The sequence below is a fragment of the Apilactobacillus timberlakei genome, from assembly GCF_002993965.1.
GTDB lineage: Bacteria > Bacillota > Bacilli > Lactobacillales > Lactobacillaceae > Apilactobacillus > Apilactobacillus timberlakei.
In genome coordinates, this window is sequence record NZ_POST01000003.1 from 18,593 (window position 1) to 44,488 (window position 25,896).

Sequence of the window (25,896 nt, forward strand, 5' to 3'; positions counted from 1 at the left end):
TATAAGTTATTTTGCTGATTCACCAATTGGTTTCTTGTTTGGTGTTCCAGCTTTTCTTGGATATTGTTTAGGTGTCTTTTTAATCTTMTTTAAGATAATAATATGTCTTTTATCATCTGATACCGGCAATGAAAATTCTTCATCTGCAACCACTTGACCACCTAAAGTCTTAATTGCTTGATTACCATTCTCTAATTCAGTTTCAGCTTGCGCTGCCTTTAAGGCAATCATCTTACCGCCCACCTTAACTAAAGGTAAACATAGTTCAGATAATACACTCATCCGAGCCACTGCACGAGCAGTTGCTACATCATATTTTTCGCGATGCTTAGACTTTTTGCCACCAAATTCTTCTGCACGAGCATGATATAATTCAACACCATCTAAACCTAACGCATCAACCAAATTTTGTAAAAAAGTAATACGTTTATTTAAAGAATCGACAATTGTTACCTTTAAATTAGGAAAGATAATTTTCATTGGCAATGATGGAAAGCCAGCACCCGCTCCAACATCACATAATGATAAATGATCATTTTGTAACGACAAATCATAAAATGCCGGCGTAATGGAATCATAAAAATGTTTTAAATAAACCGCCGATTCATCTGTAATCGTTGTCAGATTAACATGTTCATTAGTTTCAATTAACATCTGGTAGTAAGTGTTGAACTGCTGCATTTGATGGTCAGATAGTTCAATCCCCATTGATGCCAGTTGTACTTTAAATTCTTCTKGATTCATTTTGATTCTCCTAATGTGAAACTATCAATTTGTTTCACGTTTATCTCTACTTTAAATGAAAAATTTATATTTTACAATATGTAAGTATACTTATTTATTATAACGAATAAGCCCCTAATTAGTCATTAAATATGCTAAAAAAAAGACAGCCAATAGCTGTCTAATTTTTTGTATTTATTTTTTACCAAACGAATAGGCCCACAATACCAGCAGACATTAGTGAAACTAAAATTCCTGATAGTACTAAGTAACCAACATTTTTGGAAATAATATCATTTGATTTTTTGTCAACGATTCCCTTAAATGCACCAATAATCATTCCAACAGTCGAAAGGTTAGCAAATGATGTTAGAAAGACAGTTAATTGAGCACGGAAATGAGGAGCGAAAGTATTGATTTTGCTGGAAACGCCACCCATAACAACAAATTCGTTGGTAACTAATTTAGTTCCCATGTATTGTGCAAATTGGAAAGCGGTATGCACATCAGAACCCATTAACCAAGCAAATGGGAACATGATGATACCTAGAATGTGTTCTAGTGATAATGAAGGATTAATCAATCCTAGAACTTTATCAATCAATGCAGCTAAAGCAACGAATGCGATAACGTTAGCAACAATGATTAAAATTAATTTACCTGCACCTAAAATTGAATCACCCAAGAATGAGAAGAAAGGTTCACGTTCAACCTTTTCACCAATTTCAGCGGCTTCTTTGTTTTCTTCATTGTTATTACTACCGCCCATTTTAGCGATAGTATCTTCTTCTGGGCTGACATTAGTAGGCATTAAAATACTACTAATGATGACAGCATTTAAAATGTTTAATGGTACGGCAGTTAAAACGAATTGACCGGGTACCATTTGTGTGTACGCACCAAGAATAGATGCAGTGACACAAGACATTGACATCATCGCAATGACGACATTACGTTGAGCAGAAATACGTTTAATTTGCAAAGTTGAAACAGCAAGTGCTTCTGTATTACCTAAGAACATCATTTCAACAGCAAAGAATGATTCAAATTTAGGTTGGCCTGTTATGTATGCCAAACCTTTTCCGACCCATTTAATAATAAATGGTAAGATTCCAATATAAGTTAAAATATCAAAGACTGGCACAATCAATAGAATTGGCATTAAAGCTGAAGTCACAAAGTCCATTTGTTTCATATGAACCCAACTTGGTAATGCGAATGCAATTCCTTGATAAGCAACTTGAACTAAAACTGCGAAGAAGTTAGCAGCAGCTTGTACTGCCGCACGACCCCAAGCAAATTGAGTCAAGCAGTAAGCAATTACCATGTTTAAAATCAAAACAGTGATTACTGAACGCCATTTGATATTCTTTTTATCTTTTGAAAATAAAAATGCAATTCCTAAAAATACTAAAATTCCTAATATGTTAACTAACAAATACATGTAAAACTAATCCTTTCTCTACTACAAAATAATTTATACGACAATAGCTTATTTTAGTTGCGCATCACCCCTTCCAATTGATTACAATTAAAGTACTTCATTTAAAAAGTTCGGTTTTAAATCACGTTTAATATCATCAATGTCAAAGTTCTGCACTAATGCATTGGAAATAGCTGCACTACTGCGTTTAATTCCCAATGATTTACCATTTCGATTTAAAGGATTATAAACAATCAAAGGTAAGTATTCACGGGTAATCGATTCATTAACACTTGGATCATTTGCAAATGTTGAAGTAATGATTAATAAATCATCTTCTGATAAATCTTCAATGATTCCAGGTAATTGTGCATCAATATTGCTTAATTGATCAGCATAGGAGTCAACATCATCTTCATCAGAAAATCTTTTCAATAGTGGCGGCTGACAGTAAATTAAGCCATCAAATTGAACATCCATTTGTGCTGATAATTCAACAAAAGCTTTGCTATCATTAGGAACTTGAAGCGAAAAATTATCGTCTTGGTTTTCTAAATAACTAGCAAAGCTTGATATCATTGATATATTTATATGTTTTTCAGACATTAAATCCATTGTAGATAACGTACGTAAGCTAGTATCAAAATCAAACATTTCGCGTAAGCCTGCACCACTACTTTTGGTATTAATGCGATTAACCATTTTACCATAAAAGGCACTAGGATTAGTCACTTGCGGAATTGCATCAATTTCATGATCCCATCTAATGTTACCTAGTCCCATTTTAATTAAGTTAGGGATTTCAAGTTTATTACCGGCATGTTCAACCACATGTCCTAACGTATCAACACCAACAGAATTAAAGCGATTAGCATCGGGAGCTTCCCCAATACCTAGGGATGCTAAATCTAAAACAATAATTCGTTTCTTATTCATGATCCATTACTTCCAATCTGTTAGTAGTTTTATTTAACTAATAATTCTAGCAGAATTCTAATGCATGTCAATAATAAAAAGCACTGCTAATATAAATTAGCTAGTGCTTTGTTAAGAAGTATTGTTGCCCCTGCCAAGGAACTATATTATAACACTATTCGTAATCATGTTATTATTTATGCAGAATCAAGAAAGGAATCTTATTATGAAAATTGCATCGATTGGCGATTCAGTCACCAAAGGATTTGATGGCTTTAAAGATATCACCGAAAACTATCCATATTATTTAAGTCAAATTATGAATTGCCCTGTTGATAATTTTGGCATTAATGGTGCCACTATTAAAGATGATTTAGCTAATGAAATCAATGGTGTGAATTGGAGCACATATCAACAATGTATATTATTTATGGGTACTAATGACTATGGTCATAATGCAGACAATCTGCAAAGTGTAATTAATACATTAAAAAATTGTCTAACTTTTATCTTAAAAACTAATCCAGATATTAAAATCACTGCTATCTTGCCATTAACACGATACGATGAACATCAAAATGCAGCTGAACAAGTTCGTTTTGCTAGCTACACATTTAATGAATTACTAGATGCCTTAGCTCAAACATATAAGAAATACAATATCCCTGTGCTAGACTGGCGTATTCTTTACCCTAATTTTATCAATGACGATAATTATCAAGTAAAATATAATGACCAGCATGTCCATCCCACTGCACAAACTTACTATCAAATTGCAAAGAAGATTGCCGAATTTATCAAAAAACAATAGCACTCTTAAGCTTTATGTGATATATTCTATAATTATCGGCTTAAGGAGGCGCCCACACTTTGCTGAGCAGTATTGACAAAGCTCCAATTAATCATAGCAATAATATTAAGTACGTTAATTTTAAAGATTTAAGATACTCACATATTATAAGAAAGGTTAAAACACACAAGCCAAAATGGAATAAAGTAATAATGCTACTGGATTTTAGTGAACATAGTAAACGCTACCCCACTTTAATTATTGAAGAAAATCAAGGGTTTTATCTGATTGAAACATCAATTAATGTCATCATTAATCAAATGCTTGAAGAAAATAATGTCACTAATAAACAACTAATAGATCATTTTTGCGAATGTCTTGGTTTAAAACATACATATCCAATCTTAACTGCACATTCGTCATTTATTGCTCTACCTAAATTTAATCGTAATAAATGTAATCATTCATGGATCAATGTTGCCTTTTTAAACCATTTACCATCATTAAAGAATCGTAAATATACTGATTTTATGCTTAAAGAAAATCAATTTATCTGCTTACCCATTAGTGAAAAATACGTTAATAATAAACTAGATGATTTAAATAAATTAATAAGTTATTTTAATGGCGAATGGTTACAACTATGCCAAATTTTAGCAATCCTTTTTAAGGATGCTCAATTATATAATGGCGAAAGAGTTACAATTAAAGATTGTTTAAATCAATGGTCATTAAAAAATAAACCTAAATTGGATGACTAAAAAAGAAGCTGCTACTTAGCAGCTTCTTTTTATTTACGATTAATTAATTTATAAGACAACATGTAAACAAAGAATATCCAGCTAAATAAACATATCCACATCATCGTCTTCCATAAATTACCAGCCAAATATTTAGTCGTTAAAGTATTATTACCATGTTTAGAATGTACAATAATTGAACCAATTTTTCCAATTTGTACACCCTTTTCCTGACCATTATAAATAACTTTAGTATTCGTATATTTTATCATTGGTAATTGAGTTAATTTGTGGTGATATGGGCTATGCCACTTCACCGTCAGTGAGCCATCCGCATTCACCGTTTTAACAAAGTGATAAGTTTTAGATGCATTTTTCTTCACTAATTGTTTATGTGATTTATGGTATGGATGCAAGTTATTATATTCAACCGGTTCTAATTTAGAACGTACTGGTAAATAATCAGGCACGGCTTTCGTAAAATCATTAATCAATCCACTTAAATTATTACCGTAAAAGTCAGCCTTAATTTGATCTGGTTTACGTTTATCATTCATGTAAACATGCGTTAAATTCACGGTCGTTTGATTATTAACTAAATGAATGGATTTTAAACTTTTAAAACCTTCTGCCCATAAGTTAATCCCTAATCCCAAAAGGATTGCTAAAATTAGACTGCTGATTTTCAACCAATGATAATCATGTTTAGCCATCTTTTGAGTCATCATAATACCAGCCACTAGCGGTAAAATCACAAATGGTAAGACTAAGAAACGTTTGGGAAATTGTAGATTGTATGCCAAATGTGGATATACTTGCATCGCTTTATCCCAGGGAAATAAATAAGTTGATAAATAAAAGAAAACTAAGCCTGTAATACTAAGCGTTTTAACCTTTATATCCCAATGCTTAAAGTGACGAACCAACATATATAAAACCCAGATAAACAACGCAAAATCGGCTGGCTTAATCAAACTGGTCCAAGAATAAATTGAAAATTTAAAAGAGAAAAAGGTCATCGATGGCACTGGATATACTGGCATCAAAAAATTATTGTGAAATAACTGTAATAATGATCCCCAAATATTAGACGTCATTAGTAAACATAAAATGGCAGCTAAACAAACTCTTTTAAAGTAAATCCATTTATAATCAGTCATAAAGAAGCCAGCAATGAACATTGGCACTAAGCTGATAAAACCAATTAAACTCGTCATTAAATGCGTTTGAATCATTAATGCCATCGCTCCAGCTAAATAAATTATACTAAAACGATGGCCTTTAAAAAATTGCGTCCCAGCTAGAATTAATAATGGCATAAAAGCAGCCCCAATTCCCGTAAACTGTTGCGTTAACAACCATGAAACGACAGGACAAGAGTACATATAAAAAATAGCTAGCAAGATGGAATAACTACGTTGCACTTGATTCTTAATCAATAATAGATACATCGACATCCCAGCAATTACCAGAATCAACAGTGTTTCTAAAACTTGGAAATGAAACCAACTACCACTCAGTAATAATAAAAGACCACTGAGATATGAAATAAATGGTCCATAAACGGCATTAATAACCCGTCCACTTTGTGAAAAACCATAATTCATTTGGAAATAACTAAAATGACCATGCTTAATTTGCATGGCAGAATCATAAAAACGGTTAAAGTGAAAAATTGAATCCATCCCTAAAAAAACAGAATGGGTATAAATTTGGCGGCTTAGTAGAACTAAGGCCATCACTAAGATTAATAAAAAAGGAGTCATCTTAGCGCGCAATAGTCGTCGAAAAAGATTTTTTATTTTATTCATTACGAACCTTCTAATTATTAAATTATGTATATTTATTATCTTAAACTTGGCGTTATCTTTTTTCAATTTGATACCCTTAAAAATATAACTACCAATAGTATTTATATATGATAACATTAATATGAAATTATATTGATAGGAGTATTTATGAATGAGTAAAAATTTAAAGCATCAAAAGTACCGTTATCATCGTCTAATAGCGGCAACCGCCATCACCCTAGGGATTTCTATTAGTGGCCTTATGTTAAATCATAATGTCCATGCGGCAATTAGTCATAATAACCAACCAGTAAAATATACTAAGCAATACGTGCAAAACGTCAATGGTTATTTAACTGCTGATACTTGGTATCAACCAAAGAAAGTCCTTAAGAACGGAACCCATTGGGTAAATTCTAAACATAATGATTATCGACCAATTTTAATGTATTGGTGGCCTAATAAGAGTATTAAGGTTAACTACATAAATTACTTTAATCAAAATGGCCTAGGTAATAAGCACCAAAAAGTCACTCAACATAGTAGTGATAAAACTTTAGAAAAAGCTACGAATAAAATTCAAAAAAAGATTGAACAAAGAATTAAGCAACAACATAGTACCAAATGGCTCAGAACTACCATGAATAAATTTATTAATCGCCAAGCCATGTGGAATATTAAAAGTGAATTTCCTACTTATGGTTGGGCTAACCTACAAGGTGGAAGCTTTAAGTTTGTTAATAATAAATTAACACCTAATGCTAATTCTAAATATCGTTACTTAGGTCGTGCTTTCACTCTACAAAAAATTGAAAATACCAAGAACTATGAATTACTTTTAGCTAACGATGTGGATAATTCTAATCCCGCCGTCCAAGCTGAAGACTTAAATAATCTTCATTACCTAATGAATACTAGTTCTATTTTGGGTAAGGGAGCCGATGGTAATTTTGATGGTGGTCGTGAAGATGCCACTGGTAGTTTGGATTATGATGTGACCCAAATTGCTGAACAATATTTCAAAGATCATTTCAATATGACCAATGATAAAAATAGTAATAATCATTTAAACTTACTTGAAGATGGAGTTAGAGGCTCTGTGAATGCCACTACTCGTGACCATTTTGGCGCCTTAACGCATGACATGAACTTAACGAATGCTTTATTGAATACGTTTACTAAACCTACTCGACAAAGAACATCCCTTCAATCATTAATTGATACAGATTGGGTAAAACGTACCAGTGATTATACTGAAAATGACAAAGTTCCTAATTATTCATTTATGAACGTTCATGACGGTGTGCAAAGTCTGGTGGGCAATGTCATTAGTAGCATCTCCAAAGAAAACCCTAATGCCCCTACTCATAAAACATTGCAAAAAGCCATTCAGATTTATGACAATGACATCAAAAAGACCAACAAAAAGTATGCTGGATATAACATTCCATCAACCTATTCACTATTGTTAACTAATAAAGATATGGTTCCACGTGTCTATTATGGTGATTTATTTGTTGATGGTGGTCAATACATGGCTAACAAAACCATTTATTATAATGCAGTTACAGAATTATTAAAGGCTAGAATGAAATACGTTGCTGGTGGTCAAGAAATCAGAATGCATGATAATGGTAAGATTATGTCATCAGTTCGTTTTGGTAAAGATAATTTCAAGCCTACTGATGAAAATAGCCGGAACTCAGGAATTGTCACCGTGACTTCTAATCAACAAAACTTAAAATTAAATAATAAATTAGTAGTTGATTTAGGTGCCGCTCATAAAAATCAACAATTCCGCCCATTGTTAATGAGTAAAGCAAGCGGTTTAAATATTTATGACAATGATAGTGATGCTAAAGATAAAACTGTTACTACCAATGATCAGGGGCAATTAATTTTAAACGCTGAACAAGTACAAGGTGTTAAAAATCCGCAAGTTTCGGGTTACCTATCTACATGGGTTCCAGTGGGTGCTAAAGATAACCAAGATGTGCGTACCCCAGCTTCTAGTGCCCCAAGTAAAGATGGTAATGTCTTCCATGCTAATTCAGCATTAGATTCCCATGTCGCATATGAAGGTTTCTCATCACTCCAACCTAATCCTACTAATAACAGTCAAAAAACGGATGTTAAGTTAGCCCAAAGTGGTGACTTCTTTAAATCATTAGGGGTTACTGACGTTGAATTTCCTGGTCATTACATGTCAGTAAAAAATGATCATTCATTTGTAGATTCATTGGAAAATAATGGTTATGCTTTTAATGATCGTTATAATTTAGGAATGAATGGTCAAAGTACTAAGTATGGTACTGTTGATCAAATGATTGATGCTAATAAAGCACTACATCAATCAGGGGTTCATACCATGGCTGATTATGTAATGAATCAATTATATGGCTTGAATGGTCATGAACTAACTGCTGTTAAACGTATTGATGGCTATGGTCGTTACATGAAGAAATCACATATAAAAAATGATTTATATTATGCTAAAACTAAGAGTTCTGGCAAAGATTATCAAGCTCAATATGGTGGTAAATTCTTAAGTGAATTGAAAGCTAAGTACCCTGACCTCTTCACACAAATCCAAACTTCCACTGGTAAACCAATTAACGCTAATGAGCATATTAAACAATGGTCAGCTAAATACTTGAATGGAACTAGTATTCAAGGTCGTGGGATGGGTTACATTTTAAAAGATGGTAAAACTAACCAATATTATAGTTTAAATCATGATAATAAACATAACCTTAAATAAATATAAAAGCCCTTCACTTCATGTGAAAGGCTTTTTTATTTAAAATTTAAATATTAACTTAGCACCTAAATAAATAATCATCAATAACCAACTGATTAAGAATACAATCATTAATAAATTAAATTGTTGATTATTAACATATTTAATGGTCATTGTGTTTTTACCGACTTTAGAGTGCGCAATAATTGCTCCAATTTCAGTGGTCTTAACATTGGCATTGGTTTTACCATTTAAAGTCACCTGAGTATTTGCATATTTAACCACTGGAACTTGGACATTTTTACTAGTCAAAGCTTTATTCTTCCAACTCACAGTCAATGAACCATCAGCATTAACTTGCTTATTAAAATCATTATTAAAGTTAGGGATGATTAATTGATAATGGGCTGTATAGTAAGGATGCAATTTCGTATAATCATCAGGTTGCAAATTAGACTTAACTGGTAAATAGTCCGGCGTGGCTTTATTAATGTCACGGATTAAATATTGCCAGTTATCACCAAAGAAATCTTGCTTAATCGTATGATGATTGTGTTTTACATACATATAAGCATGGGCAATGGGTGCCCATGGGTAGTGATTAGCCACCATCTGATTCGACTTATCAACTTTAAAGTCCATGTTGTAACCATTTATTCCCATGTTAACGCCAATTAAAGCAAACAATAAAGCATAGCGGAACAACTTAGGTTCATTAAATGCACGTAAAGTTAAAACATGATGATCCGCCGTTAAAATCTTCCCAAATACTAGTAGCAACATCACAAATGGAATCACTAAGAAACGTTTAGGAAATTGTAAATTGGAAGATAAAAATGGAAATAACTTTTGGAGCGTTTGCCATGGAAACAAAGTGGTTGAAGCTAATAAGAAGAAGGCTCCAGTAAAGGTCAACGTTCTAGTAATCAAATCAGAGCGTTTAAAATGACGTATAAAGTAGTAAATCACAAATAAAAATACTAACATTTCAACCGGTTTAACTAGACTAAACCATGAATAATGATCAAATCTAAAAGCATAATCTTCCATATTATCTACTGGGAAAACTGGCATTAAATAGTTGTTGCCAAATAGTTCCAATGCACTACCCCAAACATTTGCCGTTAAGGCTAACGTAATGATCGCCGCAATGAAAGTATGTACAATCATTTTAAATTTATGATTAGTGTGCAACAACGCAACTAAAAACAATGGAATAACGGCAATAAAGCCGATAATTGTACTCATAATATGCGTTTGAATTAATAAAGTCATTGCTAATGCCAAATAAGGAATTGATATCCGCTTTTTCTTAATAGCTTCCGTTCCAGTTAATACTAAGAGTGGTACTAACATGGCACCGACACCCGCAAATTGCTGTGTCGTAATCCAACCCATTAATTGAGATGAATACATATATAAAATACCAATCACCATGGCGTAACCACGAGATACATGATTCTTAATACATAACAAATACATGGTCAATCCCGCAATAGTTAGAAAGATAATTGCTTGTACCGACTGAAACATGTACCAATTACGACATAGAATTAATAAGGCTCCACTAAGATACGATACGACCGGTCCGTAAATGGCATTGACGACTCGACCAGTTTGATCAAAACCAAAATTGGACTGAAAATAATTAAATTTACCCGTTTTGATCTGCATGGCAGCATCGTAAAACCGATTAAAATGAAAAATGGAATCAGCACCTAATAAGACTGAATGGGTTAATAATTGCTTACTCATTAGTGCGATTGCCATTAACAAAATAACAATAAATGGGGCCAATTTAGAACCCCACCACCGTTTAAAAAAATGTTTAAAGGAATCCATAAAATAATAACCTCATTTTAAAATTTTTCTTAATTTAATTATAAGTTTGCACTTTAGCTTTTTAAACCCAAATTTAATTAAAGTTTAGTTACAATTTTACTAAATATGAAATATCCCAGAATGCTTAACCAACTCAACATACAAATAACCATCATTAATCGAGTCATGAAATCTCGTTGATATTGAATTGTGACTCGGTTTTTGCCAGCTTTGGCTTTCACAATCACGGCACCTAAATTAGTAGTATGCACTTTTTTCAACTTGGTTCCATTTAAAGTTACCTTGGTATCAGCATACTTAACTAATGGAACTTGGGTCCATTTCGCTTTTTTACTATGCCAAATCACTGAAAGCCCACCATTACGCCAAACTTTATGTTTAAAGTGAGATACTGCATTTTTACCAATATATTGATGATAGTCTAGTAAATATGGATTAAACGCATTGTATTGTTTAAAGCCTTTGATTGAGTGCTTCACTGGCACATAATCAGGAGAAGCCTTGATTACATCATGAACCAAGTAGCCCAGATGAGAACTATCAATATCCAATTTCACATTGCGATGATGTTTACGGAAGTAATAATATATCGAACTATCATGATAATTACTAATATTATGGCTGTTAGCAGTTTGATCATAACGATAGATACGTCCATTCATAGAGTAAAAGTCTAACCCTAGACTCCCCACAATAATCACGGCAACTAATAATAACCGCCACCATTGCTCACGGTGAAAGAATTGATGATTGTTAGCTTGTTCATAAGTCATAATCATCCCTAAAGCCAGTAATATCATAATAAATGGCAAAACTAAGAATCGTTTAGGAAACTGTAAGGTATAAGTTAAACTGGGCATGATTCGTTGAATAATGCCCCATGGAAAATGGCTCCACGATACTAACATAAAACCTAGTCCGGTAACCGTTAACGTCTTAGTGGTTAAACTAATTTGTTTCCATCTGTAAATCACAAAACCAATCACAAATAAAAATAAAATGGCTTCCGTAGGTTTAAAAATATTGATAATTGAATATAAATTAAAGTTGAAACCATAAGTACGCAAATGTGGTACCGGATAAACTGACAGTAACTTATTAGTAGACGAAATAAATAATAAATTATACCAAACATTAATCGTCAAAAATATGGTTATAATTGCCGCATATAAAGTATGACGAACTAATTTCCATTTATCAGTGGCCGTTACTAATCCCACCAAGAATAAGGGAATCAAGCCGAGCATTCCAATCATGCTACTCATCAAATGGGTTTGGATTAATAAGGACATGCTTAACGCTAAACCTAAGACTGAAACATCATGCTTGCGAATCGCATTCGTACCACTAATCATTAAGAGCGGTAACAACGCTGCCCCAAAGGCCGTAAATTGTTGACTAGTGACCCACTGCACAATTTGTGAAGAATACATATAAATAATGGCAATTAAAATCGCATAACCACGCGTAACATGATTCTTCATATTCAATAGATACATCGTGAGTCCAGCAATGACTAAGACGATTAAATTCAAAACAATTTGAAATTTAAACCAACTACCACATAATAATAAAATGGCACCGCCTAAATAAGCGATAATGGGTCCATATAATGCGCTTAAAATACGACCAGTCTGCATAAAGCCAAAATTAGTTTGAAAATAACTGAATTTGCCCGTTTTTAGCTGCATAGCAGTGTCATAAAAACGGTTGAAGTGAAATAGTGAGTCAGCCCCAAAGAAGAGTGTGTGCGTCCATAATTGGCGGCTGACCATTAATAACGCCATGATTAAGAAGATAATTAGTGGCGCAAATTTAAAAGATAAAAATTTATTAAAAATATTTTTTAATTTTTGCATTACATTACTCCTAAATTATGTAAATTTAATCTATCACCATCTTAGTACAATTATTGAAAATATCCACATTAATTAAAATATTTTCTAATGAAAAAGCACTTAACCAAAAATTAAAGGTAAGTGCTTTGAACTAATAATGATATTTCATTTGAACAATTTGAATTCTATCTTTTAGAACAATATATACTAGTCGATCTTTTTTATTAATTCTTCTTGACCACATTCCAGAAAGATTACTTTGTAGTGGTTCTGGTTTACCTTCACCATCAAAGGGTGTTCTTATTAATTCATTCAATAGTTTATTTATTTTTTTTGATGTTTTTCGATCATAATTTTGCCAATAAAGATATTCTTTAAAAGATTTATTAGAGAATTCTAAATTAAATCTAGCCATGCTGCATGGCCTTAAATTCTTCTGGCGTAAGCACCTTACTATCATTATCCTTTAATTGATTCAAAGATTCTGTAATTGCATCGAGATTTTTTTTATTTCCTAATAGATAATTAGTTTCCTGCCAAGAATTATATTGGTCTTCAGAAATGAGAACAACATTACGATTATTAGGACCAGTAACTAAAACCGTATCATCATATTTATTTATGTCATCTGCATACTTTTTAAAATTTTTTCTTAAATTATAAGTTGAAGTAGCATTAATAGCCATATAAACTCCTCCTTTTATTTTAATATCATTATACATACATATATTTTTTTGTACAATAATTTGTACAAAAAAAGGAATCCTATTTAAAAGGATTCCTTAATCTTAACGATAATAAACATTAATTACAGGATTGCTACCTTGAACTAATCCCGCATCGGTATAAGCAAAGTTAGCTGATCCATTATTCCCTGGTACTACTGTTAGACCATTATCAGCTAATACTTTTTGAATTTGAGCAGTCGTAACAACGCTGCCTTGCATAATATTCATATCAACTAATTCTTGTTGGGCATTTAAAATACTGTTAGTCCCATTACTATTCATATTAACCGGATTGGCTGCCCCCGTATTATCAAAAATACGTAGGTTTAGTTTCACGCTGTTAATACTTGGGTTCTTAGCAACATAAATCACGGCTTGGCCCCCATTGGTAACACTACCAGATGATGCTACCGCATTGCCATATTGATAGAAACCATACCCACTTGGTAAGTATTTAGCTACAGTACTAGTGTTGGCAGCTGGATATGGATTAGTCGTATTGGTTAAATCACTTACACCCACGGTTTGTTGACTAACCACTTGGGCGGTAGCTTGGTTAACAAACTTCAAAGTGTAACCATTGGTTTGCTTAGGTTGGTTGTTAGATGTAGTTGGGGTTTTACCATCTGTAATGTCATCGTTGTTATCAATTTTTGGTTGATCATTTTTTTGCTTGTTATTTTTCTTGGATTCTTTCTTCACTGGTGCTTTCTTAGCAGGAGCTCTCTTCTTAGTATTAGCATGCTTGCCCTTTACACTACTATGAAAGGCCCAACCATTAATCTTAGGATGTTGTTCATCAACTACATAGTAATAAACCCAACCTTGTGTGTTGGCAACTGCACTTTCAATTCTAAAAGTGTCTTTAGCATATTCTTTTTTGTTAAAGTCTAATACCTTGGAATTAATACGACTGTAATTAGGGGTGGTCCATAAGGAAGAAGTTACATGATAGCCAGTCTTATTCTTAGGCATCTTAGCATATTGTAATGGATTCTTAGCAGTAATCCCGGTTCCCTTATCAATCTTAGTTAAATCATTGGCAAAATCAGTTTTTCCAGCATAGATCCAACCACGATATTTACCACCTAAAGTAACGACTTTGGCATAGTATAAACCATTGTTAGTCTTAGCCATCTCGTAGACATAGAAAATATCCTTAGGTGAATTCGACTTAGCTAATTTCTTCATAGTGGTCTTAGATGCAACGACTTTGGCGTTGCCTAATTTACCGGGCTTGTTAAACATAGTTACAATTCCAGTCGACTTAACATAAGCATTGTCAGTAGAAACTTTTAAGGGACTGTATTCAGCAGTCACTTTGTTATTGGTTGTTTTTTTAACGTGTTTTTGTACTTGTTTAGTTTGGTGATGTGCGGCAGTGGCTTTACCTTTAGCATTCACATTTAGATTGCTTAAGGTGAGTAATGATAAAGCAGCAATTCCAACATATAATGATTTTTTCAAATTTTTATTCATTAGTATGCCTCCTAAATTTTACTAGCACAATTATATCACATAATAAAATTGGTCGTTGATATTAACGTTAATATTAAAATATTAATATTTTATACCAATATATTAATAAAATAAAAAAGCCATGGAATGTCCATGACCTTTACGAATCTAAAATATTATTTATTGCCAAATAAAGTAGTTGTTCCATTACCATTAACTGAGACATTTTGTTGTTGACCAGTTTGGTTGTTCTTAGCATTATAAATAAGGTTTAGACCTTTAATATTAGCATTGTTGCTCATTTGTTGATTACTTACATCCTTGAATGTAGCATTAGGAATTAATTGATTATTAGTATTGAATAATGCAGGGTTAGCAGCATATGTTTCAGTTAAACCGGCATTGAATGTGTAAGTAATATTACCATCGTTACTAGTTAATTGATACATTGGTTCACCATAGCCCAATAATTGTGACTTGAAATTACTGTAATTAAAAGCACTATTATCAGTACCAGTAAATAATGAGTTAAATGTGTTAGTTGAAATATTAAGTGGTTTCAAACTAGAAATAGTTGAAAGACTTTGGTTAAATGAATCAGGATGAATTAATTGAGAAGCAGTGTAATTAATTTGGTGACTTTGAGTTTGTGGTGTAACCACTACAGTGATGTTTTCACCCTTATTTATAACACTAGCACTGTTTAAATTAGAACCCTTGTCACTAATTGCACTATAATTATTATTAATCAAGTCATAACCGCTACCCTTTAGTGAATTATCAATAGCAGCAGCTACGTCACTAACATTATAAGTACCATTAGATTGTAAACTAGCTGGATTAAGGTCCTTAGTCATAACAGTTGAACCAAGATTAGAACTGCTTACATAAGTTACATGAATAGCATTAGCAGCAGTTTGAGCAGTATTTTGAGCATTCTTAACTGAATCTGGCATGTTATTACTAAAGTCTGATGACTTAATCCAGCCATTAATTAATGGATTGTTTTGATCACTAACTTTGTAATAAGTGTCACCACCATATACAGTTACTGCATCATCAACATTGAACTTATCAGCACTAAAGTTAATGCCACTAAAGTTCTTAACACTACTATCAGCACCAAACTTGTAGCCAGCTGGTAAGTTATAAACGTTGTTAGTAGTTACATAACCAACAGTATTACTTGGCTTAGCAGCTTGGGTAGTTGGGTTATCAATTTTTTGAACACCCTTAGTGTAGACATAACCACGAACCTTCTTGTCGAATGAAACTACCTTGTAGTAGTGAACACCCTTTGAAGTTCTAACTTCTTGATAAGCCATGAATAAATCATTGGATGATGTAGAGTTAGCTTTGGAACTCATATCACTCTTAGAAACCTTTAGTTTGTTATCTTTAACTCCACCTGGCTTAGTGAAAATCGCATTCTTACCAGTTGATTTATAAACTAATGATTGATCTAATGATTTAGTTACTTTGAAAGTGACTGCCTTAGCAGCTTTCTTAGCGTGTTTCTTAGTAGCCTTTTTAGCATGTTTCTTAGTTGTTTTAGTAACATGATGACTAGCAGCATTGGCAGTAGTAGCTGAAGCAGTTGAAGCACCAGCAACTGAAGCAAAAGTCAATGCAGCAAGTCCTAGATATAATGATTTTTTAAGATTTACTTGCATTTAAAATACTTCCTCCTAATAATTTAATATACAAACATGATTGTAACATTAATGTAAAGATATTCCACATATTTAAACTATTTTATATGTATAAAAAAAGAATGGAATAAATCCATTCTTTTATATAAGAAACTATTTGTTAGCTGAACTTGAGTTAGCTGAACTTGAGTTAGCTGAGCTTGAGTTAGCTGAGCTTGAGTTAGCTGAGCTTGAGTTAGCTGAGCTTGAGTTAGCTGAGCTTGAGTTAGCTGAGCTTGAGTTAGCTGARCTTGAGTTAGCTGAACTTGAAGCACTTGAGCCACCAAAGATGTTAGTGTCGTTAGAGTTTACAGTAGTTGTAGTTGTGCCATTTGGTGTAACTACATCATATACAAGATTCAAACCAGCACCATTGTTTTCTTTTTGAACATCGCTAAATGTAGCATTTGAGATAGCTTTGTTGTTTGAATCAAATAAAGCTGGGTTGGCTGCATGAGTTTCAGTAGCAGCTGCATTGAATTTGTAAGTTGTCTTACCATCAGTGTTTGAAAGTAAGTTCAATGGCTTACCTGAGTCTAATAATTGACTCTTGAAGTTAGCATAGTTAAATGCTGAGTTAGGTGTACCCTTGAATAATGAGTTATATAAACTATTATCAACGTTAACAGCCTTCAAGTTACCATTTGAAACTGGAGTAACTGTTTGTTGGTAACCGTTAGTAGAAACACCTTGAACTGTGTAAGGAATAGTATTCTTAACAGCTGGATCATCAGGATTAACTTCTACAGTAACATTAGTACCTTGTGCAGTTTCACCATTTTCCTTAAAGTCTACAGAACTACCATTAACAGTTGCATGAACATTGTTGTAATCAGTAATTGGTTGGTAACCACGACCCTTAAGTTGTTCATTAAGAGAACTTAAAACGTCAGTGTTAAGATATTTACCATCATTTTGAACCTTAGGATTTACTGAAGCTGTAAATAATGTTGAGCCTAGATTGCTTGAACTAACAAATGATGCATTAACAGCACTCTTAGCATCCATTGCTTTTTGAGCAGCAGGAGTAACATTATTACTAAAGTATACTGAGTTTACCCAACCATTAACTAATTGGTTGTTCTTGTCAGTTACATAGTAGTATGTTTGGTCATTGTTAACTTTAACTGCATCACTTACAGTGAATTGATCAGCAGCAAGATTCAAATTGTTGTAATCTTTCTTAACAGAAGTCTTGAATTGTGAACCGTAAGCTTTGTTGAAGAAACGGTTAGTGTTATTCAAGTAACCAACAGTGTTTGATGGTTTGTCAGCAGCTACAGTAGTGTTAGTCTTAGCAACACCCTTGTTGTATACAAAACCACGAACCTTCTTGTCAAATGAAACTACCTTGTAGTAGTGAACACCCTTTGAAGTAACGCCTTCTTGGTATGCCATGAATAAGTCTTTAGTGTCTTTTGAGTTAGCCTTTGAAGCCATGTCAGCCTTTGAAGCTACAACTGATCTCTTACCTACAGCCTTATTGTAAACAGCGTTCTTACCAGTTGCTTTAAAAGTAACTGTTTGGTCTAAGTCCTTGTTAGTAGTCTTGTAAGTTACTTTCTTAGCAGCAGCATGTTTCTTAGCAGCATTAGCATTTGAAGCATTAGCTGTTACACTAGCAACTGAAGCAAAACTTAAAGCAGCTAGACCTAAATATAATGATTTCTTTAAACTAGATTGCATTATATATTCCTCCAATATAATTTTATGTAATTCATCAAGCAAAAGAATTATAACATAAAACAATCACCAAACCAAAGGTTTAAAATTATTTATGTAAAATTTTTACCTAATAAACTTCATTACCAATATTATAAATAAATTCATTTCAAATATCAATTTAATTATTGCTTTGTAATCTAATTGATAAGGAGATGCAATATTCATATTATCAATAACACATTTAAAGTAAAACATCCCCGCAAATTTGTCAAAAAATACGCACAATTTTGCAAAAACGAGTACAATCTTTTTAAAGATATTTTTCAGAAAGGATAATATTATGGTTTCTTTTTCTTATCGGGCCTTCGTAACCGTTATTAATGAAGGCAGTTTTCACCATGCTGCACAAGCATTAGACGTTACGCCTTCGGCAATTTCTCATTCAATTGATAAGTTAGAAAAGCAAATGGGCTTTTCCCTCTTAATTCGTAACCGCTCTGGAGTAAATTTGACTGCTAATGGTAAGTTAGTTTTACCCATTATTCAAGAAATTTTGAATAACGAAAATCGCCTAACCCAAGAAGCAGACAATATTAAAGGCTTAACTGCTGGAACTGTTAAACTCGGTGCTTTTAGTAGTGCCTGCATTAGTTGGCTGCCAGGGATTGTGCACAAATTTCGGGAACGATATCAGAATATCAAGATTGAAGTTACACAAAGTAGTTTTAATAACATTACGACCCAAGCACACCAAGGAAATATTGATTTAGGTTTCACCTGTCAGCCCATTAATGAAAACTTAGTTAAGGTCTTATTGGTGCAAGATCAGATTTATTGTCTTACGCCGAAGGGCTTTGTCCCCCAAAATGGTCATTCCATTACCATTGAAGATACCCAAAATGAACATTTTATTTTACAGAAGTCTGATTATGATGGGGATACTAAGAAAGTCCTTGATGCATATCAGGTCCAAACAAACTCCATTCAGTTCAGTATTGATGATCAATCCATTATCGCAATGGTGGAAGCTGGACTCGGAATGGGGATTTTACCTAGGTTGGCTTTTAATAAGCAGAACTCCCATGTTACTGCCTATCCGTTTGATGAAGCTTATTATCGTTCCATCTTCTTAGTAATGAATGAAGTGCAGATGAAAACGCCGGCTACGCAAAAGATGATCAGTTGTGTGCGTGAATTCATTAATGAAACTTATCCCGATAAATTATTAAAATAATGTACAAAAACACCCTCGCCAATTAAATGACGAGGGTGTTTTGCGTATTGATATTAGTTAGTTTAATTTATTTTGCTGTTTGTTTGTCTTCGTTACGCGTATCGAAAATGGTTTCAGTATTGGTATCCACATAACGTGCTGCGACTGGCACTTGATATTGATTCATTCCATTAACTCTAAACATCTTTAATGCGCCGATACGATTCATTGCACTTAACAATGCTTCATTATCCAACTTACTGCTAACATAATTCAGACGTAGTGTTTTTACCTTTTGATCTTCACTCTTGAATACTAATTCTAATTTTTTCATTTACATTTCCTCCATTTAATTAAGCGTAGTATCTTGTTTGTGCAATTAATTCAGTTTTTTCTAAATTATCAGAAGTCAAAGTTTTTAAAATTGAACCAAATTCGGTAATTTGTGCATCTGATACATCTTCGATGACGTTGGCGAATGTACGAGCTACCGCTTTGTCATCTTCCTTTGTCACCATGTTATAAACTACCTTTGATTTATCCCAAACTTTATTCATACTTTGTTCCTCATTTCATTTTATTAGTAAGTCGTTGGCGCCAACCCTTACATCTACTAGTAACGAAACTCGATGCCAAAGTGATACCCCTTTTTTAATTTTTTATGATCTTTATTTTTTTACGCAGGCTGTTACGCCATTTATTTAGGGTTTTAGTGGAGATATTAGTCCGGCGCGAAATCTCACGCATATTATCAATGCCCTCGTAGTAACGATAGTAGATTAATTTTCGTTCTGTATCACTACTAATCTTCAGTAACTGGTTTAATAGTTCATTATTGGAGAGTTCACTTTCAAAAGAATAATTGTCAATTAATTGATTTTCCCAACTATCTTGATTATCTGCTGGCATAAATTCAATTTTTTGCGTATTACGACTTGCCTTACGTAATTGGTCTAATAAGTGCCAGTACACGCCTTGATAAAGGTATGCTAAGCGTTGCTTATCATCATCTGGTCCATTGTATTTATTATACTTTTGTGCAAAAGCAATGAAGCCTTCTTGCATTAAGTCATCGTATTGAGCTGTATTTCTTTGGATATTTAATCGTTTTAATACCCCAAATATTACGACTTTATGATCACCTTGCATTAGGTAATCAAAGCCTGATCTAAAACTGCTGTAATCGTTCATTTGAACCACTCTTTCGAATTGTATTGGTTCAAAGGCCTTCGAACAAATATAAAGATAACAAGCAATTTTGCTGGTTTCACTACCGCAGATTTTGTCATAATTACCGCAGATTTTGCATTTTGGTCATTTTTCGTCAAATAAGGGGGTATTTTCTTTGTTTTTTGCCACAAAATAGTAAAATTAAGGTGATAAAATATATAAGGAGGTTTTATGAATGCAATGGCATATTAAAACTTTTAAAGAATTAACTCGTGATGAATTGTGGGAAATCTACAATGCCCGCACTAGTACCTTTGTAGTGGAACAAAATCGTCCCTACCAAGAAGTCGACAAGTTGGATAAAAAGTCCTTACATATCTGGGCCGAAGAAGATGGGACTTTATTAGCATATGCGCGCATCTTTTATGGTCATGATCACACCAGTTTTGGCCGTGTGTTAACTACTAAAGAAGCACGTGGCAAGGGACTCGGCAAACAATTAGTACAAAAGATTTTAGACGTGATTGATCAACACTTTGATAACAATCCAACGATTGAAATTGATGCCCAAGAAGATAAGGTAGCTTTTTATGAGAAGTTTGGTTTTCATCCCGTTGGCGGTGTTTACACTTTCCATCAAACCCCACACATTAAAATGATTTTAAATCAATAAAAAAATTGCTACCCCATGGTTGGAGTAGCAATTTTATTTTGTAAATATTTATTTAAAACAAAAAGCAAGCAGTTTGCTGCCTGCTTACTCTTTGTTAATTGATTTGATTGTATTTAGTCGGAACACAAATAAATTATGTGCGGAATCCATGCTCTTATAAGCATGTTCGACTAACAATAAACTTATTTATAATGTAATGCAAATTATTACATTAGATGCTGTTGGGATTGTTAAACAATCAAAAAAATAACCGCCTTAGCTCTGACAAGCTAGCGGTTATTTACATTCTTATTTAGCTGTTAGTAGCCACCATCTTCAACGGCTCTACTGAGAAGTCCTGTTCAAGCAGGAATTCTTTTTATTTATAACTATATTATAGCATGCATTTATTTCTTTACCAGTCATTAGACATTTTTTTCGTCTTAATTTCAGTATACTTAATCAAGTAGAGAAGTTATGGCGGTGGCTACTCCAAAGGAAGTGGTGCGTATGGTTTTATAACTATTGCATTTAAACATCCTAAATAAAGGAGTTGCCAAAGTGTCTGTTGCAGACGCTTTACAATTAATGCTAATGTTTGGCACGTTTATCGTTGCACTCATTGCATTAATTGTTGAGATTGTTAAACAATCAAAAAATAACCGCCTTAGCTCTGGTCAGCTAGCGGTTATTTAGATAATCATATAATTGTTAGTAGCCACCGTCTTTAACGGCTCTACTGGGAAGTTCTGTTCAAGCAGGACATCTTTTTATTTGTAACTATATTATAACATGAATCTTTATGTACACAATCAATTATACATAAATCGGGAAAATAGGAATTGAACCTACGACCTCTTAGTCCCGAACCAAGTGCTCTACCAAGCTGAGCTATTTCCCGTATATTTTATTACAATTTTCACTATAACACATTTTATGCATAGTAAAAAAATATCTATATAAATATGAACCTAAAACCTAATTTTTTAAAAATAACTATAATTGTGAATATGACTAAAGTTAAGTTAAAGGTAGTCATTGAATATATGCATACCAAAATATGTGGGTAATATTGTTAAAAATTAATATGGTATTGGACAAAAGCTTAAAAATCTAATGTAACTCAATAAAAATCCGCAACAATGAATAGATAATGAATAGATAATGTAAAATAAAAACTAGCACATCAATCACCAAATAAATATTGGAAATTAATATACTAGAAAAATCATTTATACAAATTAATTGGTTTAAGTCATAAAAAATTATTTAACAGTATCTTTTGAATTCAAGAATTATAAATCATTGAATAATTTTTTCCACTGACCAAAAACATGATTCTCATCAAAATCTTCAGAAATGATTAAAGATTGTTTGCTAAATCTATAAAATATTTTATTATCATTTAATATTTTATAGATTTTCTTTGCCATTTTTTTCTTATCATTTGGTTTAATTAAATAACCATTTTTTCTATTTTTTATAATTTTATTAGGTCCATATTTAATATCATATGCTACTTCTGGTTTACCAAAAGATAGTCCTTCCACAAGTGATATTCCCAAGCTTTCATTTAAGGAAGTTTGAATAATAACTTTTGAATTATTAATTACTTCTTTTTTTGAAGAATCAAATTTGTAACCTGTAAAAGTTATATTGTTATCTAATTTAAGTTGTTTAATTAAATTAAATAAGTGATTTTTGTATTCATTAGATTCAAAATATCCAACAATATATAAATGAACATCCTTTAAGTATTCCTTTATATAGGATAATACATATATAATATCATCGACATTTTTATCCTTAAATATTCTACCTATATATGCAATATTATTATTTAAATCGTAATCTTCAGAATTGTATTTTGACATAATACAAAAATCACTAATAACATAAATTTTTATATTATTTTGTAGCTTATTTAAGTCATTTTTTTGATCTAAAGTAGAGACAATTATACCAGAAAATAGTTTTAAATAATCATCAAATAGTGGAACAAGGTTATCATATATATTATTGGTAATATTGTTTAAATGATTGCTATGAAGGAATTGATATTTACTAACCTTTTCATTAGTCTTAGCAACTGATTCAATTAATGAAGGACGATCATTTATAATAATGGTATTTTCGTCTGAAATTTCATTAAGAAAGAAAGTAAAAAGTTCATCTTCGGATTTAAATCTGTAATTACTTCCTTTATAATCTAGTAACTCAATCATAGTAACTTTTAAGTGTCCATCAGCTAACATATGTGTAATTTGAATAACCGGTTTACCATTTATGTCTAACAAATATTCGTGTCCTAATTCTCCGTTTGGATTAAAATACTGAGTCTTTGTCTTATATCCTCTATAATCATAAATATCTTTACTATAAACATCCATAAATTTATCATAATACTCCACTTCCCCGATTTCACCAAAGGTTTCTGGAAAAATATGAACTTTAGCTACTAAATTACCATTTCTTTCTATATTAGAAATATCATTATTTATTCCCACAATCTTATAAACATTTTTATCAATGATATTAGAATATCTTAAATATTCATGTTTTTTTTCAATATTAGTAAATCCTTGAAAATAATCATACATATTTATAACTTCTTCTTTATTGAGACCATATTTTAAAATATTGCGGATAAAAGAAGTGTCAAAATTTTTAGTAACTATTTTTGAAAGTACATCGTTTTTTCTGAACATTTTCAGTCTATTAATAGCGGATATCTCAGTTCCAGAATTAAAAGTGAAGATATTCTCATTAGTAAACAAAAACTTTTTAATCATCATTACCCCCATGTTCCATATCTTGCAATCCATTATTCAAATTATGATTATACGATTTTAGTTTTAATGGCCATTTCATGTATGCATCATCGATTAGTGTTTTCCATTTTTTCCATACATTATCTTCTGAATATCTTTTAGACAAATTGTATGATTCACTTGACATCTTTTGTAATAGGTCATGGTCTTTAAATAATTTTACAATCGATTCAGCTAATGCATTATAATCACCATATTTAACAACAAATCCATTAATTTTATTTTGTATTAACTCATTAGGACCATAATTAGTATCATATGTTATACCGACATCACCCTCTGATTGTGCTTCCATTAAGGACAAATTAAATCCTTCCATAGATGAAGCAATGGCATATATTTGTGAATTCTTATGAATAGATTTTACATCTTTAGAATATCCATGAAATTTAATAATATTACCAGCATCATTATCTTTTACTATTTTATTGATTTTATTCATATACTCTTTATCATTAACATATCCATAAACATCTAATGATATATTATCAAGAAACTTATTAGCCTTTATAACTGCCATAACGATTTGATCAATTTGCTTTTCAGGAGAAATTCTGGCAGTTACAACAATACTATTTTCTTTTCTTTTATCCATGGGTATTTCTTTGTTATTAAAATGATCATTTTTAATAATACCAACAGGTATAGTAAATATTGGAACTTCAGGTCTAAATCTATTAAAAAAATCATTTTTTTGTTTTTCAGTAGCTGTTACAACTGCATCATAACTATTAGTATTAGTTATAGAATATTCATAATTATTGTTCATAATAGATGTCATTGGTTTCTGAGCATTCCCCGACTGTGAATTATGTAAATGAAATACAGAGTATAAAGGTGAACATAATTCAGGCAAAACTTCTTCATATTTATCTGACCTGTCCATTATATAAATATTTGGTTTGTCAATTGAAAAATATTCTAAATTAATAATATTTAAAAATCCCCTTATCATGTCCGTCATACTTTCATAGAAATGGAATTGTTTATTAGAATCAATTATTCTCCATCCACTTTTTAACAGATCATTATTATTATTATATTTAAAAAAATCTTCCACAACAGGTACCCCATTTATGTCATACCATATTTCAGTGCTAATATTATTATCTGGAGTATACAATTGTGACATTGACAAGAAGCCTCTGTAATCATAGTAATTAACACGATATAAATTTCCAAAGTCATCAAACAATTCAACTGATTTTACCCTGCCACTATTTCCATGTTCATCTTTATCCTTAAAAAGATTAATTTTTCCAATTATTTTATTATTGGAAGTAACATTTATATTATTAGTATTAAAAATATTTATTTCATAATTAACATTCGAAATACCAAAATYAATATCTTTGTAAGATATAATATTGTCTTTTACAGATATCGATTTTTGAAAATAATCAAACATATTTAAAATATTAATATCTTCGATACCAGAATTAGATAAATAATGATGTAGTAATGGGTTCCAATCATGAAAAATGAATTTATAATCTTTATTAAATTTCTTAAATAACATAGCTCTTTTTACCTGGGCATGTTCAATACCAGAATTTTGAAAACTAAAATTGGCATTTAGGAAAAAAATCATAGTCATACTCCTTAAAATTAATTATTCATTATATAGGATACATTTATTTTAAAATTAATCAAAATTAATTTTAAAAAGCATTTAAAATCAAAAAAG

General features: G+C 31.9%; 22 protein-coding genes and 1 tRNA gene. 6 read left to right on the forward strand and 17 right to left on the reverse strand.

All coding sequences use genetic code 11. The annotated features are described in order from the left end of the window. Positions 1-6: 6 nt before the first annotated feature. The 3 genes from rsmG to C7N71_RS03940 all read right to left on the reverse strand — a co-directional run bounded on the left by rsmG (position 7) and on the right by C7N71_RS03940 (position 3,082). Entirely contained in the window at positions 7-744 is a 738-nt protein-coding gene (gene rsmG / locus C7N71_RS03930) for a 16S rRNA (guanine(527)-N(7))-methyltransferase RsmG (RefSeq protein WP_105987835.1), read from the reverse strand. A 181-nt stretch (positions 745-925) separates the two neighbouring features. Then, complete coding sequence (locus C7N71_RS03935; protein WP_105987836.1) at positions 926-2,167, reverse strand: NupC/NupG family nucleoside CNT transporter; 1,242 nt, start codon at positions 2,165-2,167, stop codon at positions 926-928. Between the two features lie 87 nt (positions 2,168-2,254). After that, positions 2,255-3,082, reverse strand: coding sequence for an alkaline phosphatase family protein (locus tag C7N71_RS03940; protein ID WP_105987837.1), 828 nt, complete (start codon positions 3,080-3,082; stop codon positions 2,255-2,257). Between the two features lie 178 nt (positions 3,083-3,260). Between C7N71_RS03940 and C7N71_RS03945 the strand changes: the two genes are divergently transcribed. Both C7N71_RS03945 and C7N71_RS03950 read left to right on the forward strand, forming a co-directional pair. Continuing rightward, positions 3,261-3,872 (forward strand): SGNH/GDSL hydrolase family protein, encoded by a 612-nt coding sequence (locus C7N71_RS03945; protein WP_225361876.1) that lies wholly within the window; start codon positions 3,261-3,263, stop codon positions 3,870-3,872. A 191-nt stretch (positions 3,873-4,063) separates the two neighbouring features. After that, complete coding sequence (locus C7N71_RS03950; protein ID WP_140921703.1) at positions 4,064-4,612, forward strand: competence protein ComK; 549 nt, start codon at positions 4,064-4,066, stop codon at positions 4,610-4,612. 29 nt (positions 4,613-4,641) lie between these two features. Here C7N71_RS03950 and C7N71_RS03955 read toward each other — a convergent pair whose 3' ends face one another. Beyond that, on the reverse strand, positions 4,642-6,402 hold the full coding sequence (locus tag C7N71_RS03955; RefSeq protein WP_105987840.1) for a glycosyltransferase family protein: 1,761 nt from the start codon (positions 6,400-6,402) through the stop codon (positions 4,642-4,644). Positions 6,403-6,553: 151 nt separating this feature from the next. On the opposite strand from C7N71_RS03955, the gene C7N71_RS03960 reads away from it, so the two are divergent. Beyond that, positions 6,554-9,142, forward strand: a complete 2,589-nt coding sequence (locus C7N71_RS03960; RefSeq protein ID WP_105987841.1) for a glycoside hydrolase family 70 protein — start codon at positions 6,554-6,556, stop codon at positions 9,140-9,142. Positions 9,143-9,181: 39 nt separating this feature from the next. Here the strand turns inward: C7N71_RS03960 and C7N71_RS03965 are convergent, their stop codons facing one another. From C7N71_RS03965 to C7N71_RS08320, 7 genes are all read right to left on the reverse strand, one after another. Continuing rightward, the gene (locus tag C7N71_RS03965; protein ID WP_105987842.1) at positions 9,182-10,963 is read right to left on the reverse strand and encodes a glycosyltransferase family protein; all 1,782 of its coding nucleotides are present in this window, start codon (positions 10,961-10,963) and stop codon (positions 9,182-9,184) included. Between the two features lie 77 nt (positions 10,964-11,040). After that, on the reverse strand, positions 11,041-12,822 hold the full coding sequence (locus C7N71_RS03970; RefSeq protein ID WP_105987843.1) for a glycosyltransferase family protein: 1,782 nt from the start codon (positions 12,820-12,822) through the stop codon (positions 11,041-11,043). A gap of 130 nt (positions 12,823-12,952) precedes the next feature. Further along, complete coding sequence (locus C7N71_RS03975) at positions 12,953-13,216, reverse strand: Txe/YoeB family addiction module toxin (RefSeq protein ID WP_105987844.1); 264 nt, start codon at positions 13,214-13,216, stop codon at positions 12,953-12,955. Next, positions 13,209-13,487, reverse strand: a complete 279-nt coding sequence (locus C7N71_RS03980) for a type II toxin-antitoxin system Phd/YefM family antitoxin (RefSeq protein ID WP_105987845.1) — start codon at positions 13,485-13,487, stop codon at positions 13,209-13,211. Before C7N71_RS03980 ends, C7N71_RS03975 begins: the two co-directional genes overlap by 8 nt. Positions 13,488-13,589: 102 nt before the next feature. Continuing rightward, entirely contained in the window at positions 13,590-15,008 is a 1,419-nt protein-coding gene (locus C7N71_RS03985) for a hypothetical protein (protein ID WP_105987846.1), read from the reverse strand. A 155-nt stretch (positions 15,009-15,163) separates the two neighbouring features. Continuing rightward, positions 15,164-16,660, reverse strand: a complete 1,497-nt coding sequence (locus C7N71_RS03990; protein ID WP_105987847.1) for a hypothetical protein — start codon at positions 16,658-16,660, stop codon at positions 15,164-15,166. A 77-nt stretch (positions 16,661-16,737) separates the two neighbouring features. Beyond that, a complete protein-coding gene (locus C7N71_RS08320) occupies positions 16,738-16,962 on the reverse strand; it encodes a pentapeptide repeat-containing protein (protein WP_404799021.1) in 225 nt (74 codons plus the stop codon). Positions 16,963-18,683: 1,721 nt separating this feature from the next. Here C7N71_RS08320 and C7N71_RS04000 point away from each other — a divergent pair. After that, positions 18,684-19,577, forward strand: a complete 894-nt coding sequence (locus C7N71_RS04000) for a LysR family transcriptional regulator (RefSeq protein ID WP_105987849.1) — start codon at positions 18,684-18,686, stop codon at positions 19,575-19,577. 67 nt (positions 19,578-19,644) lie between these two features. Here C7N71_RS04000 and C7N71_RS04005 read toward each other — a convergent pair whose 3' ends face one another. From C7N71_RS04005 to C7N71_RS04015, 3 genes are all read right to left on the reverse strand, one after another. Next, entirely contained in the window at positions 19,645-19,890 is a 246-nt protein-coding gene (locus C7N71_RS04005; protein ID WP_105987850.1) for a DUF2922 domain-containing protein, read from the reverse strand. Positions 19,891-19,909: 19 nt separating this feature from the next. Continuing rightward, a complete protein-coding gene (locus tag C7N71_RS04010) occupies positions 19,910-20,113 on the reverse strand; it encodes a DUF1659 domain-containing protein (protein ID WP_105987851.1) in 204 nt (67 codons plus the stop codon). 94 nt (positions 20,114-20,207) lie between these two features. After that, the gene (locus C7N71_RS04015; RefSeq protein WP_105987852.1) at positions 20,208-20,747 is read right to left on the reverse strand and encodes an RNA polymerase sigma factor; all 540 of its coding nucleotides are present in this window, start codon (positions 20,745-20,747) and stop codon (positions 20,208-20,210) included. Positions 20,748-20,961: 214 nt separating this feature from the next. Here C7N71_RS04015 and C7N71_RS04020 point away from each other — a divergent pair, with 214 nt between their 5' ends. Continuing rightward, entirely contained in the window at positions 20,962-21,399 is a 438-nt protein-coding gene (locus C7N71_RS04020; protein ID WP_105987853.1) for a GNAT family N-acetyltransferase, read from the forward strand. Between the two features lie 540 nt (positions 21,400-21,939). Further along, positions 21,940-22,074 carry a putative holin-like toxin gene (locus C7N71_RS04025; RefSeq protein ID WP_105987854.1) on the forward strand — a complete coding sequence of 45 codons (135 nt, stop codon included), beginning with the start codon at positions 21,940-21,942 and terminating at the stop codon, positions 22,072-22,074. A 131-nt stretch (positions 22,075-22,205) separates the two neighbouring features. Here the strand turns inward: C7N71_RS04025 and C7N71_RS04030 are convergent. From C7N71_RS04030 to C7N71_RS04040, 3 genes are all read right to left on the reverse strand, one after another. After that, positions 22,206-22,279 (reverse strand) — tRNA-Pro (locus C7N71_RS04030). A 394-nt stretch (positions 22,280-22,673) separates the two neighbouring features. Beyond that, complete coding sequence (locus C7N71_RS04035; RefSeq protein ID WP_157944350.1) at positions 22,674-24,170, reverse strand: glycosyltransferase; 1,497 nt, start codon at positions 24,168-24,170, stop codon at positions 22,674-22,676. After that, entirely contained in the window at positions 24,163-25,806 is a 1,644-nt protein-coding gene (locus C7N71_RS04040) for a glycosyltransferase (RefSeq protein WP_105987856.1), read from the reverse strand. Before C7N71_RS04040 ends, C7N71_RS04035 begins: the two co-directional genes overlap by 8 nt. Positions 25,807-25,896 lie beyond the last annotated feature (90 nt).

Bases quoted from the DNA above. Each gene is read 5' to 3' on its own strand.
- C7N71_RS03935 (WP_105987836.1), bottom strand. From the start codon at position 2,167: ATGTATTTGTTAGTTAACATATTAGGAATTTTAGTATTTTTAGGAATT.
- C7N71_RS03940 (WP_105987837.1), bottom strand. From the start codon at position 3,082: ATGAATAAGAAACGAATTATTGTTTTAGATTTAGCATCCCTAGGTATT.
- C7N71_RS03945 (WP_225361876.1), top strand. From the start codon at position 3,261: ATGCAGAATCAAGAAAGGAATCTTATTATGAAAATTGCATCGATTGGC.
- C7N71_RS03950 (WP_140921703.1), top strand. From the start codon at position 4,064: ATGCTACTGGATTTTAGTGAACATAGTAAACGCTACCCCACTTTAATT.
- C7N71_RS03955 (WP_105987840.1), bottom strand. From the start codon at position 6,402: ATGAATAAAATAAAAAATCTTTTTCGACGACTATTGCGCGCTAAGATG.
- C7N71_RS03960 (WP_105987841.1), top strand. From the start codon at position 6,554: ATGAGTAAAAATTTAAAGCATCAAAAGTACCGTTATCATCGTCTAATA.
- C7N71_RS03965 (WP_105987842.1), bottom strand. From the start codon at position 10,963: ATGGATTCCTTTAAACATTTTTTTAAACGGTGGTGGGGTTCTAAATTG.
- C7N71_RS03970 (WP_105987843.1), bottom strand. From the start codon at position 12,822: ATGCAAAAATTAAAAAATATTTTTAATAAATTTTTATCTTTTAAATTT.
- C7N71_RS03975 (WP_105987844.1), bottom strand. From the start codon at position 13,216: ATGGCTAGATTTAATTTAGAATTCTCTAATAAATCTTTTAAAGAATAT.
- C7N71_RS03980 (WP_105987845.1), bottom strand. From the start codon at position 13,487: ATGGCTATTAATGCTACTTCAACTTATAATTTAAGAAAAAATTTTAAA.
- C7N71_RS03985 (WP_105987846.1), bottom strand. From the start codon at position 15,008: ATGAATAAAAATTTGAAAAAATCATTATATGTTGGAATTGCTGCTTTA.
- C7N71_RS03990 (WP_105987847.1), bottom strand. From the start codon at position 16,660: ATGCAAGTAAATCTTAAAAAATCATTATATCTAGGACTTGCTGCATTG.
- C7N71_RS04000 (WP_105987849.1), top strand. From the start codon at position 18,684: ATGGTTTCTTTTTCTTATCGGGCCTTCGTAACCGTTATTAATGAAGGC.
- C7N71_RS04005 (WP_105987850.1), bottom strand. From the start codon at position 19,890: ATGAAAAAATTAGAATTAGTATTCAAGAGTGAAGATCAAAAGGTAAAA.
- C7N71_RS04010 (WP_105987851.1), bottom strand. From the start codon at position 20,113: ATGAATAAAGTTTGGGATAAATCAAAGGTAGTTTATAACATGGTGACA.
- C7N71_RS04015 (WP_105987852.1), bottom strand. From the start codon at position 20,747: ATGAACGATTACAGCAGTTTTAGATCAGGCTTTGATTACCTAATGCAA.
- C7N71_RS04020 (WP_105987853.1), top strand. From the start codon at position 20,962: ATGCAATGGCATATTAAAACTTTTAAAGAATTAACTCGTGATGAATTG.
- C7N71_RS04035 (WP_157944350.1), bottom strand. From the start codon at position 24,170: ATGATTAAAAAGTTTTTGTTTACTAATGAGAATATCTTCACTTTTAAT.